Source organism: Micromonospora sp. CPCC 206171 (assembly GCF_036906755.1).
In the GTDB taxonomy this organism is placed as follows: Bacteria; Actinomycetota; Actinomycetes; order Mycobacteriales; family Micromonosporaceae; genus Micromonospora; species Micromonospora purpureochromogenes.
Genome location: NZ_JBAKHT010000005.1, coordinates 49632 through 66251, shown reverse-complemented (window position 1 = coordinate 66251; position 16620 = coordinate 49632). Strand labels below are relative to the sequence as shown.

Below are 16620 nucleotides of genomic sequence, written 5' to 3'. Positions count from 1 at the left end.
TGTCCTCATGTTCGTCTCGCGTTGCGCCGGTCGTCGGCCGGAGCCGGGTGCCGGCCCCTGCCCTGGATCAATTCTGGGCCAGCAGCTCGCCCACGTAGCGTGCCACGGCCCTCACCGTGGCGATGGTGCCGGGGTAGTCCATCCGGGTAGGGCCCAACACGCCCAGCCCGCCGAGCGCGGTCGCCCCCGGCCCGTAGCCGGTGCTGACCACCGAGGCGGCCCGCAGGTTGTCGATCTCGTTCTCGTCGCCGATCAGCACCCGGGTGGTGGTCGACTCGGCCTCGCCGATCAGCTTGAGCATCACCACCTCCTCCTCCAGCGCCTCCAGGATGGGCCGCAGCGAGCCCTGGAAGTCGAGCAGGCCGCCCCGGGTGAGGTTCGCGGTGCCGGCGAGCGCGATGCGCTCCTCGTGCCGTTCGACCAGCGTCTCCAGCAGCACGGTGGAGAGCGTGGTCATCGCCCCGCGCAGGTGCGGCGCCGACTCGTCGACCAGCGCCTGGACCAGCGGCGGGGTCTCCGACAGCCGGCTGCCGACCAGCTTCTCGTTGACCAGCCGGCGCAGGTCGGTGACATGGTCGGCGGGGATCGGCGCGGGCAGCTCCACCAGCCGCTGCTCGACCCGGCCGGTGTCGGCGATCATGACCAGCATCAGCCGGGTGGTGGAGATCGGCACCAGCTCCAGGTGGCGTACCGAGGAGCGGGCCAGCGACGGGTACTGCACCACGGCGACCTGCCGGGTCAGCTGGGCCAGCAGCCGCACGGTGCGGTGCACCACGTCGTCCAGGTCGACCGCGCCGACCAGGAAGCGCTCGATCGCCCGGCGCTCGGCCGGGCTCAGCGGCTTGACCCGGGACAGCCGGTCGACGAAGAGGCGGTAGCCACGGTCGGTGGGCACCCGGCCGGCACTGGTGTGCGGCTGCCGGATGTAGCCCTCCTCCTCCAGCACGGCCATGTCGTTGCGCACCGTGGCCGGCGAGACGCCGAGCTGGTGCCGCTCGACCAGGGCCTTGCTGCCGACCGGCTCCTGCGTGGCGACGTAGTCCTCGACGATCGCGCGCAGCACGGCGAGCTTGCGGTCGTCGAGACCCATCTCCCCCACCTCCTGACGCACGTCGGCCCGGAGCGGCTGAGGCGCCCCGGGCGAGCGCACTGGCACTCGACTGTAGCGAGTGCCAGTCTACGTCGGCGTCCCCGCTGACGCGATGATCAGCGACGGACCACGGGTGCGCCCCGCCACCCGGACGGCGCGCCCCGGCCGATCATCCGGACATCCGGGGCGGTGTCGCTCTGGTGAGGGGTTGCCGGCAACCCCTACCGTGACGTGCATGACTGAACCACCTCGCCCTCCCGGAGCGGGGGACCCCGGCGACCGCCCGGACCCGACCGCCCCGTCCGGCTCGTCGTACGAGCCGCCCACCGCACCACTGTCCGGGGCACCCGGGGCGGGCGGCTATCCCCCGCCCGGTGGCTATCCGCCACCCACCGGTGACCAACCGCCGTCGGGCGGCTACCCACCGCCGGGCGGCTACCCACCGCCGGGTGGTTACGCCGCGCCGGGCGTCGGCTATCCGACCGCCGGCGGGTACGGCGCTCCCGGCGGCGGGTACGCCGCCCCGGGCGGCGGCTACGCCACCGACGACGACAAGACCTGGTCGCTGATCGCGCACTTCGGCGGCCCGGTCGGCGTGATCGTCGGCGGCAGCCTGCTCGGCTGGGTGGCGCCGCTGATCGCGCTCTCCGCCAAGGGCCAGCAGTCCCCGACCGTGCGGGCGCACGCCACGGCCTCGCTGAACTTCCAGATCACCTGGGCGATCGCCAACGTCATCGGCTTCGTCCTGGCCATCGTCACCTGCGGGGTGCTCTTCTTCATCCCGATCCTGACCGCCCTGGTGCCGATCATCTTCGGCATCATCGGCGGGGTGAAGGCCACCGAGGGCGTGGTCTACCGCTACCCCGCGAGCTACGCCTTCAAGAAGTGACCGGTCCCGGCCGGCCCACCCGGGCCGGCCGGGCCGCGCGGATCAGGGCAGCAGGTCGCGGACCACGGCGTCGGCCAGCAGCCGCCCGCGCAGGGTGAGCACCGCCCGCCCCGCCGCGTACCCCGCCGGGTCCAGCAGGCCGTCGGCCAGCGCCCGCTCGGCACCCGCCCGACCCGCCGGGTCGAGGGCCTCCAGCGGCAGGCCGGAGCCGAGCCGCAGCCGGAGCATCACGTCCTCCATGTGCGCCTCGCCGGCGGTCAGCACCTCCCGGGCCAGGCCGGGCGACTCCCCGGCGGCCAGGCGCTTCGCGTACGCCGTCGGGTGCTTGACGTTCCACCAGCGCACCCCGCCGACGTGGCTGTGCGCCCCCGGGCCGAGGCCCCACCAGTCCGCGCCGGTCCAGTAGAGCAGGTTGTGCCGGCACCGGGCCGCCTCGGAGCGGGCCCAGTTGGAGACCTCGTACCAGGAGAAGCCGGCCGCGCCGAGGGCGGCCTCCGCGGCCAGGTACCGGTCCGCCGCCACGTCGTCCGACGGGTACGGCAGCTCGCCGCGCCGCATTCGGGCGGCGAGCCGGGTGCCGTCCTCCACGATCAGGGCGTACGCGCTGACGTGGTCCACCCCGGCGGCGACCACCTGGTCGAGGGAGGCGGCGAAGTCCGCCGCGCTCTCCCCCGGCGTGCCGTAGATCAGGTCCAGGTTCACGTGGTCGAACCCGGCGTCGCGGGCCTCCAGCGCGGCGGCGACCGCCCGGCCGGCGCTGTGCCGGCGATCGAGGATCGCCAGCACCCCGGGCGCGGCGGACTGCATGCCCAGGGAGATCCGGGTGTAGCCGGCCGCGCGCAGGGTGCGCAGCGACTCCGGCGTGACCGACTCGGGGTTGGCCTCGGTGGTCACCTCGGCGTCGGCGGCCAGCCCCCAGGTGCGGTCGATGCCGTCCAGGATGCGGGCCAGGTCGTCGGCGGGGAGCAGGGTCGGCGTGCCACCGCCGACGAAGACGGTGTCCACCCGCGGCGGCGGGGTGTCGCCGAGGACCCGCGCGGCCAGCGCCAGCTCGGCCAGCACGGTGTCGGCGTACGACTCCCGGTCGGCGCCGCCGCCCAGCTCGGCCGCCGTGTAGGTGTTGAAGTCGCAGTAGCCGCAGCGGCTGGCGCAGAACGGCACGTGGACGTACACGCCGAAGCCGCGCCCGCCGACCGCGCTCAGGGCGGTGGCGGGCAGCGACCCGTCGACGGGGACGGTCTCGCCTTCTGGAAGGACGCCGGGCATGGCCACTAGTGTGCCCGGCATGACCTCTCCCGACCGCCTGGTACGGGTCGCCACGGCCCGTGGGGTGACCACCCTCACCCTGGACAGCCCGCACAACCGCAACGCGCTCTCCACGCCCCTGATGACCGAGCTGCTGGCCGGGATCGCTGCGGCGGTCGCCGACGACGCCGTCCGGGTGATCGTGCTGGACCACACCGGGCCGGTCTTCTGCTCCGGCGCGGACCTGAAGGAGACGGCCGCCGCGTACGCCAGCGGGAGCGTGCCGGCCGGGATGCTCGGCGACGTGCTGGCGGCGGTCTGGGAGTGCCCGAAGCCGGTGCTGGCGAAGGTGGCCGGGCCGGCGCGGGCCGGCGGGTTGGGCCTGATCGCGGCGGCCGACCTGGCGGTCTGCGCCGAGGAGGCGACGTTCGCCTTCACCGAGGTGCGGATCGGGGTGATCCCGGCGGTCATCTCCGCCACGGTGCTGCCCCGGCTGCACCCGCGCGCGGCGGCCGAGCTGTACCTGACCGGGGACACCTTCGACGGCCGGCGGGCTGCCGAGATCGGCCTGGTGACCGCGGCGGTGCCGGCGGACGGGCTGGACGCGGCGGTGGAGCGCTACTGCGCCTCGCTGGTGCGCGGCGCGCCGGGGGCGCTGGCCGGGGCGAAGGGCCTGCTGCGCCGCCCGACCTCCACCGACCTGCGTGGCGAGATCGCCGAGCTGTCCGCCCTCTCCACTGGCTACTTCCTCTCCGACGAGGGCCGCGAGGGCGTGCTCGCCTTCCGCGAGAAGCGATTGGCTGGATGGGTGGCCGCTCTGGAGGGGGGTCCGGCAGACGGGGCGCGGTAGGTAGTACCGGTTCGGGGCGTTTTCTTCTTTTGCTCCTGAAAACGTGAACCGGTCGGCCGACCCGGCTCGCCTTTTCGGGCACGTACGCTGGGGATGACCGTGAAACAGGAGGTGCGGGTGCGAAGTCGGGCAATTGTCGCAGTCGGTGTCGTGCTCGCGGTCGTCGCTCTTCTCGGGGTCTGGGTCGTCGTCCGTCAGCTCGGCGGCCAGCTCCGGCTCCCCGTTGCCAGCCGCAGCTGCACCGTTCAGGCCGACGGCACGGTGCTGCTCGACGCCGACCAGATGGCAAACGCCGCGACCATCGCCGCGATCGGCATCCAGCGGCAGATGCCCGAGCGGGCGGTGGTGGTCGCGCTGGCCACCGCGTACCAGGAGTCGGGCCTGCGCAACCTCTCCGGTGGCGACCGGGATTCGATCGGCCTGTTCCAGCAGCGGCCGAGCCAGGGCTGGGGCACTCCGCAGCAGATCCGCGACCAGCGGTACGCGGCCAACCGCTTCTACGCCGCGCTGAAGAAGGTGCGCGGCTGGGAGGAGATGCGGGTCACCGACGCGGCCCAGGCGGTCCAGCGGTCGGCCTTCCCGACGGCGTACCAGAAGTGGGCGGACGAGTCCGAGGTACTGACCCGGGCACTGCTCGGCGAGGCGACCGGCGCGGTGGCCTGCACGGTGAGCCGGACGCCGGCGATGCGGGGCGAGGCGGCCGCGGCGGCGCTGACCCGCGGCCTGACCCTGGACTGGGGGTTGCCGGGCACCGGCACGGTGGCCGCGCTGACCGGGCTCACCGTGCCCGCCGCCGACCGTCGCGACGGCTGGCGGTACGCCCACTGGCTGGTGTCGCACGCGCCCGACCACGGGGTGAAGCGGGTCCGCTTCGCCGGCCTGGAGTGGACCGCCGAGGAGGGCACCTGGGCCAAGGTCTCCGACGGCCGCCCCGCCGACGGCCAGGTGCTGGCGGAGGTCTTCGCCGAGGGGTGACGGGTCAGGGGCGGCTGGCGGACACCCGGCGGCGAACCTTCGCCATGACCGGCTCCGGCAGCTCGGCGGCGTCCAGCAGCCGGGGCAGCAGCTCCGGTTCGAGGTTCATCGCCCGGAACACCTCGCCGATGGTGACCCCGTGCGCCGGCCGGTCCACCACCTCGACCGGGTCACCCGCGCCGACCTCGCCCTCGCGCAGCACCCGCAGGTACGCCCCGGGCGCCGCGCGCACCGTGAACCGCTTGATCAGGTCGGGTACGCCCCAGAACCCGGCGAAGGTGGTGCAGGGGGTACGCGGCTTGGTCACCTGGAGCACCGCCGAGCCGATCACCCACAGCTCGCCGATGACCGCCCCGGTCACGTCCACCGCCGAGGTGGTCAGGTTCTCGCCGAACCCGCCGGGCGGGACGGTGCGCCCCAGCTCCGCCGACCACCACTCGGCGTCCTCCCCCGCGTACGCGTAGACCGCCTGGTCGGGGCCGCCGTGGTGGGCCCGCTCGCCGATGAAGTCCCCGGCCACCCCGTCGGCGCTCAGCAGCACCGGACCGTCGACCGGTCGCTTGTCGATGCCGGTGCGGCCGCTCGCGTCGCCCGCCCACTCCGCCTCGGTCACCATGCCGAGGTTCACCGCCGCCAGCCTGCCCGTCATGGCGCAGAGCCTAGCCGTGGACGCCGGGTCCGGGGCACCCGCCGATCCGCCGTCGGCTCAGCCGTTGACGACACCGGCCGGCCCTCGACGGCTCAGCCCTTGACGGCGCCGGCGACCAGGCCGGAGACCATCCGGCGCTGCACCAGCAGGAAGAAGACGATCACCGGCAGGGTGAACAGCGTCGAGGCGGCCATCACGGACCCCCACGCCGTGTCGTCCCGGCCGAAGAAGAAGGTCATCGCCACCGGCAGGGTGTACCTGTCCTGGTCGTTGACGAAGGTCAACGCGAAGATCAGCTCGTTCCAGGCGGTGATGAAGGAGAAGATGCTGGTCGCGACCAGGCCCGGCGCCACCAGCGGGAAGAGGATCCGGCGGAAGATCTGGGACCGGCTGGCCCCGTCGATCGCCGCGGCCTCCTCCAGCTCCTTGGGCACCGCGGCCACGAAGCCGCGCAGCATCCAGACCGCGAACGGCAGCGAGAAGCCGAGGTAGGTCAGGATCAGGCTGGGCAGGGTGTTGTAGAGACCAAGCCGCTGGATCATCAGGAACAGCGGGATGACCAGCGCCTCCAGCGGGATCATCTGCACCACCAGCAGCATGATCAGGAAGCTGGTCCGGAGCGTGAAGCGGAACCGGGCCACCGCGGTGGCCGCGAGCAGCGCGACCAGGCCGCTGAGCAGCACCGTGCTCACCGCCACCAGGGCGCTGTTGAGGAAGAAGTCGGCGAACGTCACGCCCGGGATCAGGTTGCCGGTGAGGATCTCCCGGTAGTGCTCCAGGGTCGGTTCGGCCGGCACCGGCCGGGGCGTCGGCGAGAAGATCTCCCGGTTGGGCTTCAGCGACGTGGCGACCATCCAGTAGACGGGGAAGGCGGCGAAGAGCGCCACCAGCAGGCCCGCGCCGTTGAGGGCGAGCCGCTTCACCATCGCGCCGCGCCTCACGCGTCCTCCTCCTGCTTGAGCACCATCCGGACGTAGAGACCGGTCACCACCAGCAGGATCAGGGTGAGGATGACCGCGATCGCGGAGCCCACGCCGTACTTGGGCGGCGGCGAGAAGGCCTCGGCGTACGAGTAGATGGAGAGCATGAACGTCGGCCGGTCCTGGGTGCCGCCGGCCAGCACGAACTGCTGGGTGAAGACCTTGAAGTCCCAGATGGTGCTGAGCACGATCAGGATCCCGAAGACCGGCCGCAGCAACGGGAAGGTGATCTTCCAGAACACCTTCCACGGCCCGGCCCCGTCGACCCGGGCCGCCTCGTGCAGCTCGCTCGGCACGCTCTTGAGCCCGGCGAGCACGCTCACCGCGATGAACGGGAACGAGTGCCAGACCACCACCAGGGTGAGGATGGCGAAGAAGAGCAGCGGCGAGTTGAACCAGCCGTACCCGGTCCAGTCGCTGCGCCCGAAGAGCGTGGTCGACAGCCCGTCGGGCAGCTTGTTGAACAGCCAGGTGACCAGCCCGCTGGTGTCGTCGAAGATCCACTTCCAGACGATGGTGCCGGTCAGCGCCGGGGTGGCCCAGGCGAGCATGACGCAGCTCGCCACGAAGGTGGCCATCCGCCGGCCGAGCCGGTTGAGCAGCAGCCCGACCAGGGTGCCGAGGATCATCGTCAGCACCACGTTCGCGGCGGCGAAGAGCACCGTGTTGCGCAGCACCGTACGGAAGAACGGGTCGCCGAGGATCTGGGTGTAGTTGCCCAGCCCCACCCACGGCCACTCGCGGTCGCCGCGAAGCTGCCGGACGCTGTCCAGCTTGTAGAACGACATCGCCACCACCTGGCCGAGCGGCCAGAGCAGCAACACCCCGATGACCACCAGGCAGGGCAGCAGGAGCAGGTACGGCAGGCGGTCCACGCGGGGCCGCCGCCGTGCGGAGGTCTTCCGCACGGCGGCAGTCCCGGTGTTCTTGGTCAGGGTGCTCACTTGGCGTTGAGAATGCTTTCCATTTCGGCGGCGGCGTCGGCGGTGGCCTGCTCGACCGTCTTCTGGCCCTTCATGACCGAGCTGTTCATCGCCTGGGTCACCGTCTTGGTGCGGCTGACCTCCACCCACTTCGGGGTCAGCGGGGTGACCTTGGTGTTCTGCATGGTGGTGGCGAACGCGGCCATGATCTTGTCGTTGGCGTACTCGCCGCCGCTGACCTGGTCGGAGTAGACCGGGAAGAAGTTCAGGCTGCTGGCGAAGGTCTTCGCGTTCTTCTTGTTCAGCAGGACGGTGAGGTAGTCCCACGCCAGGTCCTGCTTCTTGCTGTCCTTCCAGAGGGCGATGTCCGAGCCGCCGGCGAACGCCGGGGCCGGCTTGCCGTCCGGGCCGGGGATCGGGAAGGTGCCCCAGACCTTCTCGATGTCGGGGTTGTCCTTCTTGATGGCGCCGCCCTGCCAGCTACCGGCGAAGGCCATCGCCGCCTTGCCGGTGGCGAACTGGGTGCGGGCGTCGATCTCGTTCCAGCCGGCGGCGGCCGGCGGCGCGACCTTGTGCACGGTGACCAGGTCGGTCCAGAACTTGACCGCCTTCTGCGCCTCCGGTGTGTGGTAGCCGGACTTCCAGGTGCCGCCCTGGTTGGTGGCGATCTCGCCGCCGGCGCCCCAGAGGAACGAGTAGAAGGGCAGCTCGGAGTTGCCCGGCAGCGCGATGCCGTAGGTGCCCGGCTTCTTGGCCTGCACGGCCTTGGCGGCGGCGACCAGCTCGTCCCAGTTCGTCGGCGTCTTCACGCCGGCCTCGGCGAACCAGTCGGTGCGGTAGTAGATGGCGCGGACGCCGGCGTACCACGGGACGCCGTACTGCTTCCCGTCGAGCTGGGCGTTCTTCACCAGGTCGGGCAGGATGTCCTTGCTCTCCGCCCAGCCGGACATCTTGCCGGTGACGTCGGCGAGCGCCTCCTGGGCCGCCCAGCCCTGGGTCTCGGTGTTGCCCAGCTCGGTGACGTCCGGCCCCTCACCACCGGCGAGCGCCGCCTGGAACTTCTTCGGCGCCTCCAGCCAGGGGATGTACTGGACGACCACGTCGGTGTCGGGGTGCTTCTGCCGGAACTCGGTCTCGACGCCGTCGAGGAACTTCGTCTGGGCGTCGCTGCCCTCGCCCATCATCCAGACCGTGAGCTTGCTCTTGTCGGCCGCCTCGTCGTCGCCGGAGCCCCCGCAACCGGCGAGCACCATCGCGGCCGAGGCCACGACGGCGGTGACCGGAGCCAGCCGCTTCCACCTGTTCACGCCACTTCTCCCTCGCACCGTCTGGCAGTAACCTTCTCTGCCGCACCCTAGTAGGAAAAATTCCTTTACGACAGGGGTGGGTTCCGGGCGAGGCGACGGTACCGCAGCCGGCCGGTCGGGCAGCAGACCCGCTCCGGGTACGCGGACGGGCGCCCGACCCTGGGGTCGGGCGCCCGTCGAAGAGCGTTGTCGCTGCTTACTGGTGGGTGACGCTGCGGCGACGACCCACGCCGGCCACCAGGGCCACGGCGATGGCGGCCAGCACGACCTGCACCAGCAGTTCCATCCAGTCGATGCCGGCGGTCTCGGTCGCGATGCCCATGGCCCGCGCCAGCACGGTGCCCAGCAGGGCCGCGCCGATACCGATCAGCATGTGCAGCCAGATCGGCATGTTCTGACGGCCCGGCACGACCAGGCGGCCCAGCGCGCCGACGATGAGGCCGACGACGATGGCGGTGATGATGCCCCAGACGGTGAGCTCCACGACCGTCCTCCTTCGGAAGGTATGACACACGATGTGTGATTCTTGGCGTGATCGATAGGTTCCCGATCTCGCGATTCCCCAAACCGGCTCCGGGAACGATCCGGTCGAGACCCGCCGTGACCTGCGCTTTCCTCGCAGCCGTCGCCGTCGCCGTCGCCGGCCGACAGGCGTCGGCCGGGATTCCGGGCGCAGACGCGAGCGGGCGCCCGCCCCCGAGGGGTACGGGCGCCCGCTGAGCGTGCGCTGTGCTGGATCTACCGGTGGGTGACGCTGCGGCGACGACCCACGCCGGCCACCAGGGCCACGGCGATGGCGGCCAGCACGACCTGCACCAGCAGTTCCATCCAGTCGATGCCGGCGGTCTCGGTCGCGATGCCCATGGCCCGCGCCAGCACGGTGCCCAGCAGGGCCGCGCCGATACCGATCAGCATGTGCAGCCAGATCGGCATGTTCTGACGGCCCGGCACGACCAGGCGGCCAAGAGCGCCGACGATGAGACCAACAACGATCGCGGTGATGATGCCCCAAACGGTGAGCTCCACGGTCGCCCTCCTTCTGAAGATTGAGTCACACGGTGTGTGTGGTTCCTGTCGTGACCGCTAGATTCCCGACCGTCCGAAAATCCAAACCGACTCAGCGAAACGGCTGTCGCCCCCCGTCGATCCGCAACCCCCGCGTCGATTGCCGCCCAGCACGACAAACTCCCAGCTCAGACCGCATGGGCTCGCACCGAATGGGGCCGCGGCGGCCACCGAAAATTCCCGGGTACGGCCCGGCGGGCGCACGCGAAACGGCCGGCACCCCCGCAGGAGGATGCCGGCCGTCAGCCGTCGCGCTACTTCTTGCCGGGCGCCTTGGCGTCGCCGGAGTCGGAGGAGAGGGCGGCGATGAAGGCCTCCTGGGGGACCTCCACCCGGCCGACCATCTTCATCCGCTTCTTGCCTTCCTTCTGCTTCTCCAGCAGCTTGCGCTTACGGCTGATGTCACCGCCGTAGCACTTGGCGAGCACGTCCTTGCGGATCGCCCGGATGGTCTCCCGCGCGATCACCCGGCTGCCGATGGCGGCCTGGATCGGCACCTCGAACTGCTGGCGCGGGATCAGGTTGCGCAGCTTGGCCGCGATGGTGACCCCGTAGTTGTACGCCTTGTCCTTGTGCACGATCGCGCTGAACGCGTCCACCGGCTCGCCGTGCAGCAGGATGTCGACCTTGACCAGATCGGACGCCTGCTCGCCGGAGGGCTCGTAGTCCAACGAGGCGTAGCCCTTGGTGCGGCTCTTCAACTGGTCGAAGAAGTCGAAGATGATCTCGGCGAGGGGCAGCGTGTAGCGCAGCTCCACCCGGTCGGCGGAGAGGTAGTCCATGCCGAGCAGGCTGCCCCGGCGACCCTGGCACAGCTCCATCACCGCGCCCACGTAGTCGTTCGGGGTCAGCACGGTGGCGCGCACGACCGGCTCGTACACCTCGGCGATCTTGCCGGTGGGGTACTCGCTCGGGTTGGTCACCACGATCTCCTGGCCGTCCTCGGTGATGGCCCGGTAGACCACGTTCGGCGCGGTGGAGATCAGGTCGAGGTTGTACTCCCGCTCCAGCCGCTCCTGGATGATCTCCATGTGCAGCAGGCCGAGGAAGCCGCAGCGGAAGCCGAAGCCGAGTGCCCCCGAGGTCTCCGGCTCGTAGTCGAGCGCGGCGTCGTTGAGCTTGAGCTTGTCCAGCGCCTCACGCAGGTTGGGGTAGTCCGAGCCGTCGATCGGGTAGAGGCCCGAGTAGACCATCGGCTTCGGGTCCTTGTAGCCACCCAGGGCCTCGGTCGCCGGCCGCGAGTTGATGGTGACCGTGTCACCGACCCGGGACTGCCGGACGTCCTTCACACCGGTGATCAGGTAACCCACCTCGCCGACGCCCAGGGCGTCGGCCTTCACCATCTCCGGCGAGATGACGCCGATCTCCAGCAGCTCGTGCACCGCGGCGGTGGACATCATCTTGATCCGGTCGCGCGCGCTGATCCGCCCGTCGATCACCCGGACGTAGGTGACCACACCCCGGTAGACGTCGTACACCGAGTCGAAGATCATCGCTCGGGCGGGCGCCTCGGCGTTGCCGACCGGCGGCTTGAACTGCCGGACGATCTCGTCGAGCAGGTACGGCACGCCCTCGCCGGTCTTGCCGGAGACCTTGATGCAGTCCGCCGGGTCGCCACCGATCAGGTGGGCCAGCTCCTCGGCGTACTTCTCCGGCTGGGCGGCCGGCAGGTCGATCTTGTTGAGCACCGGGATGATGTGCAGGTCGTTCTCGAGCGCCAGGTAGAGGTTGGCCAGCGTCTGCGCCTCGATGCCCTGCGCGGCGTCGACCAGCAGGACGGCGCCCTCGCAGGCGGCCAGCGAACGGGACACCTCGTAGGTGAAGTCGACGTGGCCCGGGGTGTCGATCATGTTGAGCACGGCCTGCTCGCCGGCCCGGTCGCCCTCGCGGATGGTCCACGGCATGCGGACGGCCTGGCTCTTGATGGTGATGCCGCGCTCGCGCTCGATGTCCATCCGGTCGAGGTACTGCGCGCGCATCTGCCGGGGGTCGACCACGCCGGTGAGCTGCAACATCCGGTCGGCCAGGGTCGACTTCCCGTGGTCGATGTGAGCGATGATGCAGAAGTTCCGGATGCGCGCCGGGTCGGTGGCACCAGGAGCGTTCGCGCCGGGATCGAGCTTCGGTGGCACAGCGGTCCGTTCTGGTCGGCTGACGTGAGCGGGCCGGCGCGCCGCCGGCCCCCTCTATGCTCCCACGTCGCTCGGGACGCGGTCCGATCACACCTGGGTGCCGCGGCTCACCGCCGGGCGGTCCACCCCCGGCCTTCCCCGGCCGGACCAGCTCACTCCTCGGGCGGCTCGACGAAGAGCGCCGCCAGCCGGGGCAGCCGTCGCCGGGCCTCGTCCTCGTCGTCAAAGTCCCAGAAGTCGTTCAGGTCGGGCACCGCGACCGGGTCCCGCTCCGCCGGCAACTCGGTCGCGGTCGCCTTCCGGTACGCCTCCCACGGCACCGCGAGCATGTCCTCGCACTCGAACTCCTCGCCGCTGAGCGCGGCGGCCCGCACCCGGGGCAGCTCCGCCAGGGAGTCCGGGTCGCCCACCGCCCGGGCGAACACCGCCCGACCCTGGGTCATCAGCCAGCCCCGGAAGTACTCGAAACCGTCGTCCGAGGCGCCCCCGTTGATCAGGTAGGCCGCGCCCCAGAGATCGACCCGGTAGGAGGCGGAGAGCACCCGCTGCTGGTGGCGCGCGTACCCGACGATGTCCTCCGGGTCCCGCTCGGCCAGCAGGGCGACCGCGCGGGCGGCGACCGCGTCGCCCTCTCCCCCGCCACCGGCCCGCGCCTCGTCGATCAGCTGCCAGAAGTCGTCGGTCCTCATGGCCTGGCAGTCTCCCAGACCAGCTCCCGGCCGCGATCCGGCAGCGGGAACATGGCGGCGAGTCGCGGGTACCGGCGGGCCAGTTCGGCCCGGTCGCCGAGGTCCCACCGCTCGTCGGCGGGCTCGGGCGAAGAGCTCAGCTCCCGCCCCCGGGCCTCGACGGCCTCGTCCAGTCCCTCCTCGCCGGTGACCCGCTCGTACGCCTCGTCCGCGACGTAGTCCAGGCACTCCCACTCCGGCCACTCGTCCTCCGCCCACTCGCGCGGGTGCCGCCCGGCCAGGCGACGCACCTGCGGGACGTCGGCGAGCGCGTCCGGATCGTCGGCGACCCGCTCGAAGGCCGCCCGGCCGAGCCCGACCAGCCAGGCCTGGAAGTAGTGGAAGCCGTCGTCGGAGCAGAGGCCGCCGCAGATCAGCAGCGCCGCGCCCCAGTGCCGCCAGGTGTCCACCCGGCCCCGCAGCTCGTCGAGCCGGACGGCGAAGTCCACCGCCTCGCCGGCGGGCCGCTCGGCCAGCCGGTCGGTGAGCCAGGCCAACCGCTCGTCTCCGCTGGCGGTGACGGCGGCGGACCGCTCGATCAACGCCCAGAACTCGTCCATGCGCACCGGGCGGATGCTGCCAGCGCGGTACGACAGGAAGCCGGGACAGGCCAGGTGGCCGCGCGGCTGGGCGGGGGCGCACCGGCAGGGCAGCATGGTGGGCGTGCCCGCGCTGCCGGTGCCGTACCACGCCACCGCCGTCCGGCCGGACTGGTCGGCGCTGCCCGCCGGGCTGCGCGCCGCGGTGGCGGACCGGCTCGGCGCGCCGGTGGTGTCGGCGCGTACCGCGACAGCGGGCTTCACCGGCGGGTTCGCCGCCCTGCTGACCGGCGCGGACGGCGGCCGGATCTTCGTCAAGGCCGCCGACCTGACCCACCAGCGGCACCTGGCCGACTGGTACGCCCGGGAGGCGGCGGTCCTCGCCCGGCTCCCGGCCGGCCTGCCGGTCCCCCGCCCACGCTGGGCGCTGACCGCGTCCGGCTGGTACGCGCTCGCCCTGGACGCCGTCGACGGCCGCACGCCCCGGCTGCCCTGGGACCGGACCGAGCTGGACGCCGTCCTCGCCGGGTACGCCGAGCTGGCCGCCGCGCTGGCCGACCCGCCCGCCGAGCTGGTCGCCCTCGGCCTGCCCCGCCTGGCCGACCTGGCCCGCGACGACATCCTGTGGTGGGGCGAGGTGGGCGCCGGACGCGAACCGGCGCCACCGATGCCGGCCGCCGCGCACGGCCGCCTGCCCGAGCTGGTCGCGCTGGAGTCCCGGCTGCCCGGGTACGCCGCCGCCGGCCGCGGCCTGGTCCACGGCGACCTGCGGGTGGACAACGTGCTGCTCGACGCCGACGGCCGGGCCTGGTTCTGCGACTGGAACTGGATCTGCCACGGCCCCGCCTGGTTCGACCTGGCCGGCCTGCTGATCACCGGGTACGCCGACGGGCTGCCGGTGGACGCGATCTTCGCCGGCCAGCCGGCCGCGGCCGGCGCCCCGCCGGACGCCCTCGACGTGACGCTGGCCGCCCTGGCCGGCTACTACCTCACCTCCGCCGCCGCCGGCCCACCACCGGCCCCACCCGTCCCGCATCCCGCGCCGGCGGTCTCCCCGCACCTGGGGGCGCACCAGCGGTTCAGCGGGGAGCAGGCGCTGCGCTGGCTGGCTGTTCGGCAGGGCTGGAGCTGAGTCGTTTTGGCTCGTCCCGGCCGACCTGGTAACCTGGCTCTTCGCGCAGCGATGACGCCTGCTTGTCGCGCGCAGAAGCAGACCAAACCGAGCTATCAAGACGAGGCTGTCGCGTGGCGAACATCAAGTCCCAGATCAAGCGCAACCGGCAGAACGAGAAGCGCCGGCTGCGTAACAAGTCGGTCAAGTCGTCGCTGAAGACCGCCATCCGGAAGTTCCACGAGGCTGCGGAGGCCGGTGACGCCGAGAAGGCCACCGTTCTCATGCGTGACGCGGCCCGCAAGCTGGACCAGGCCGCCAGCAAGGGCGTCATCCACGCCAACCAGGCGGCCAACCGGAAGTCGGCGATCGCGAAGCGCGTCGGCTCGCTCTCGGCCTGACCGAGCGACCCCAGACCTGACCTGAAGCCCCGGGCGACGCCCGGGGCTTCAGGCTGTCCGCCCTCCGGCACCTCCCGCGCCCGGCCGGCCGTCGGTGATCGACTCCATTCCGCCGATATGGCGGCATCCGGATCACCGCGACACCGCCATGTCGCATACCTGGAGTTGATCGTGGTCGCGGGCGACCGGCGGCGGGTCAGGACCGGTCGACGGAATCGCCGGTCGAGCCGGCGGGTCCGTGCGCTCCCCACGGCCGGTCCGACGTGCCGCATCGCCAGGCGGGAGCACCGGGCTGCTCGGTGGCGACCACCATGCCGGGCAGGGTCCGAGGCACCCGCGCTCGCCCGACGACCGGCTCCATCTGCCGCCGGAACCGGTCCCGTTCCTGCTCCGGCACGAGCGCCGCGGAGCGGACGACCCGCTCGGCCACCATGTCGTTGAGCTTGACCATCAGGGCCACGGCGGCGGGCAGCACCACCACCGCCCACCAACTCACCAGCTCGGCCAGGGCGAGCAGCACGGCGAGCGCCACCGCGCCTTCGAAGAAGAGGAAGCAGAGCACCCCACCCGGGTTGACGACGCGCAGTCCGAGCGCCCGGGCGTAGAGCGGGCGGTACCGCTCGTCCTCGCCGGGCACGGTGCTCCACGCCGTCCGGGTGGGGCCGGTCACCGGGCGCCGCCCCGCCGGGCGGCCGCGACGGAGAAGACCGCCTTCTCCAGCGCGTACGCCCGGTCGTCCGCGCCGCCCTTGACCGCCGCGTTGCACTCGGCGGCCGCCCGCATCGCCTCGACCAGGCCCTCCGGGGTCCAGCCCCGGGCCCGTTGCTGCGCGTTCTTGATCTTCCAGGCGGGCATGCCGAGGGTGCTGGCGAGCTGGTACGGGTCGCCCCGGCCGGCAGCGGCGACCCGGGCCACGGTGCGCACCCCGTCGGCGAGGGCGTCGGCGATCGGCACCGGGTCGACCCCGACGTGCAGGGCCCAGCGCAGCGCCTCCAGTGCCCCCGGGACGTCGCCGACCATCGTCGCGTCGGCAACCGTGAAGCCGGTCACCTCGACCCGGCCCCGGTAGTACCGGGCCACGGTGTCGGCGCCGATCCGACCGTCGGTGTCGGCGATCAGCTGGGAGCAGGCGGCGGCCAGGTCCCGCAGGTCCCCGCCGACGGCGGCGATCAGCGCCTCGGCGGCGTCCTCGGTGCACTTCCCACCGCTGCGGCGGATCTCGTCCCGGACGAACGCCACCCGTTCCCGGTGGCCCTTGAGCTTCATCGCGGGGACCACGGTGGCGCCGGCGGCCTTCAGCCCGTCGGCGAACGCCTTGCCCTTCGCCCCGCCCAGGTGCAGCACCACCAGCTGGACGTCCGGGTCGGGGTTCTTCGCGTACGCGAGCAGCGCGGCCGCGAGATCCTTCCGGGCGTCCTGGCCGGCCCGGAGCACCAGCACCCGCCGCCCGCCGAAGAGCGAGGGGCTGAGCATCTCGTCGATCTCGCCGACGGTGAGAGACGCGGCCTGGTACTCCCGGACGTCGACGTCGGGGTCGACGCTGCGGACCTTCGCCACCGCTTCCGTCACCGCGCGCGTGGCGAGCAGCTCCTCGTCTCCGAGGACGAGCAGAATGGGAGGAAGGTTGGCGGCGGTCACGCCGCCCATCTTGGCACGGTCCACTGCGGGATCGTGCCTGGTCAGCGGCGGCTGTGACGGCCGACCCCGCACTCAGCGCAAATCCAGACATTTACGTT

General features: G+C 72.2%; 18 protein-coding genes. 5 read left to right on the top strand and 13 right to left on the bottom strand.

Going from position 1 to position 16620, the window contains the following annotated elements:
• Positions 1–67 precede the first annotated feature (67 nt).
• Positions 68–1090: a heat-inducible transcriptional repressor HrcA gene (gene hrcA / locus V6U89_RS08720; RefSeq protein ID WP_210778214.1), complete on the bottom strand. Its 1023-nt coding sequence runs from the start codon at positions 1088–1090 to the stop codon at positions 68–70.
• 235 nt (positions 1091–1325) lie between these two features.
• On the opposite strand from hrcA, the gene V6U89_RS08715 reads away from it, so the two are divergent.
• Positions 1326–1979: a DUF4870 domain-containing protein gene (locus tag V6U89_RS08715; RefSeq protein WP_334570215.1), complete on the top strand. Its 654-nt coding sequence runs from the start codon at positions 1326–1328 to the stop codon at positions 1977–1979.
• A 42-nt stretch (positions 1980–2021) separates the two neighbouring features.
• On the opposite strand, the gene hemW is transcribed toward V6U89_RS08715, so the two are convergent.
• A complete protein-coding gene (gene hemW / locus V6U89_RS08710; protein ID WP_334570414.1) occupies positions 2022–3245 on the bottom strand; it encodes a radical SAM family heme chaperone HemW in 1224 nt (407 codons plus the stop codon).
• 19 nt (positions 3246–3264) lie between these two features.
• Between hemW and V6U89_RS08705 the strand changes: the two genes are divergently transcribed.
• Both V6U89_RS08705 and V6U89_RS08700 read left to right on the top strand, forming a co-directional pair.
• Positions 3265–4074, top strand: coding sequence for an enoyl-CoA hydratase-related protein (locus V6U89_RS08705; protein ID WP_334570214.1), 810 nt, complete (start codon positions 3265–3267; stop codon positions 4072–4074).
• A 111-nt stretch (positions 4075–4185) separates the two neighbouring features.
• Entirely contained in the window at positions 4186–5049 is an 864-nt protein-coding gene (locus tag V6U89_RS08700; RefSeq protein WP_334570412.1) for a hypothetical protein, read from the top strand.
• Between the two features lie 4 nt (positions 5050–5053).
• Here the strand turns inward: V6U89_RS08700 and V6U89_RS08695 are convergent, their stop codons facing one another.
• The 9 genes from V6U89_RS08695 to V6U89_RS08655 form a co-directional block, all read right to left on the bottom strand.
• Complete coding sequence (locus V6U89_RS08695) at positions 5054–5698, bottom strand: MOSC domain-containing protein (RefSeq protein WP_442933892.1); 645 nt, start codon at positions 5696–5698, stop codon at positions 5054–5056.
• Between the two features lie 92 nt (positions 5699–5790).
• The gene (locus tag V6U89_RS08690; RefSeq protein ID WP_334570409.1) at positions 5791–6624 is read right to left on the bottom strand and encodes a carbohydrate ABC transporter permease; all 834 of its coding nucleotides are present in this window, start codon (positions 6622–6624) and stop codon (positions 5791–5793) included.
• Between the two features lie 11 nt (positions 6625–6635).
• On the bottom strand, positions 6636–7622 hold the full coding sequence (locus V6U89_RS08685; protein WP_334570213.1) for a carbohydrate ABC transporter permease: 987 nt from the start codon (positions 7620–7622) through the stop codon (positions 6636–6638).
• Complete coding sequence (locus V6U89_RS08680) at positions 7619–8908, bottom strand: sugar ABC transporter substrate-binding protein (RefSeq protein ID WP_334570212.1); 1290 nt, start codon at positions 8906–8908, stop codon at positions 7619–7621. The genes V6U89_RS08685 and V6U89_RS08680 overlap by 4 nt, the downstream gene beginning before the upstream one ends.
• A 196-nt stretch (positions 8909–9104) precedes the next feature.
• Positions 9105–9392 (bottom strand): GlsB/YeaQ/YmgE family stress response membrane protein, encoded by a 288-nt coding sequence (locus V6U89_RS08675; RefSeq protein WP_334570210.1) that lies wholly within the window; start codon positions 9390–9392, stop codon positions 9105–9107.
• A gap of 254 nt (positions 9393–9646) precedes the next feature.
• A complete protein-coding gene (locus tag V6U89_RS08670) occupies positions 9647–9934 on the bottom strand; it encodes a GlsB/YeaQ/YmgE family stress response membrane protein (protein ID WP_210778207.1) in 288 nt (95 codons plus the stop codon).
• 293 nt (positions 9935–10227) lie between these two features.
• Positions 10228–12105: a translation elongation factor 4 gene (lepA, locus tag V6U89_RS08665; protein ID WP_334570208.1), complete on the bottom strand. Its 1878-nt coding sequence runs from the start codon at positions 12103–12105 to the stop codon at positions 10228–10230.
• A gap of 152 nt (positions 12106–12257) precedes the next feature.
• Positions 12258–12794 carry a DUF4240 domain-containing protein gene (locus tag V6U89_RS08660; RefSeq protein WP_334570207.1) on the bottom strand — a complete coding sequence of 179 codons (537 nt, stop codon included), beginning with the start codon at positions 12792–12794 and terminating at the stop codon, positions 12258–12260.
• Entirely contained in the window at positions 12791–13393 is a 603-nt protein-coding gene (locus V6U89_RS08655) for a DUF4240 domain-containing protein (protein WP_334570408.1), read from the bottom strand. Before V6U89_RS08655 ends, V6U89_RS08660 begins: the two co-directional genes overlap by 4 nt.
• 103 nt (positions 13394–13496) lie before the next feature.
• Between V6U89_RS08655 and V6U89_RS08650 the strand changes: the two genes are divergently transcribed.
• Positions 13497–14504, top strand: a complete 1008-nt coding sequence (locus tag V6U89_RS08650; protein WP_334570205.1) for a phosphotransferase — start codon at positions 13497–13499, stop codon at positions 14502–14504.
• Positions 14505–14617: 113 nt separating this feature from the next.
• Positions 14618–14884, top strand: a complete 267-nt coding sequence (gene rpsT / locus V6U89_RS08645; RefSeq protein WP_334570204.1) for a 30S ribosomal protein S20 — start codon at positions 14618–14620, stop codon at positions 14882–14884.
• Between the two features lie 196 nt (positions 14885–15080).
• Here rpsT and V6U89_RS08640 read toward each other — a convergent pair whose 3' ends face one another.
• A complete protein-coding gene (locus V6U89_RS08640) occupies positions 15081–15554 on the bottom strand; it encodes a hypothetical protein (protein ID WP_334570203.1) in 474 nt (157 codons plus the stop codon).
• Positions 15551–16531 carry a DNA polymerase III subunit delta gene (gene holA / locus V6U89_RS08635; protein ID WP_334570407.1) on the bottom strand — a complete coding sequence of 327 codons (981 nt, stop codon included), beginning with the start codon at positions 16529–16531 and terminating at the stop codon, positions 15551–15553. Before holA ends, V6U89_RS08640 begins: the two co-directional genes overlap by 4 nt.
• Positions 16532–16620 lie beyond the last annotated feature (89 nt).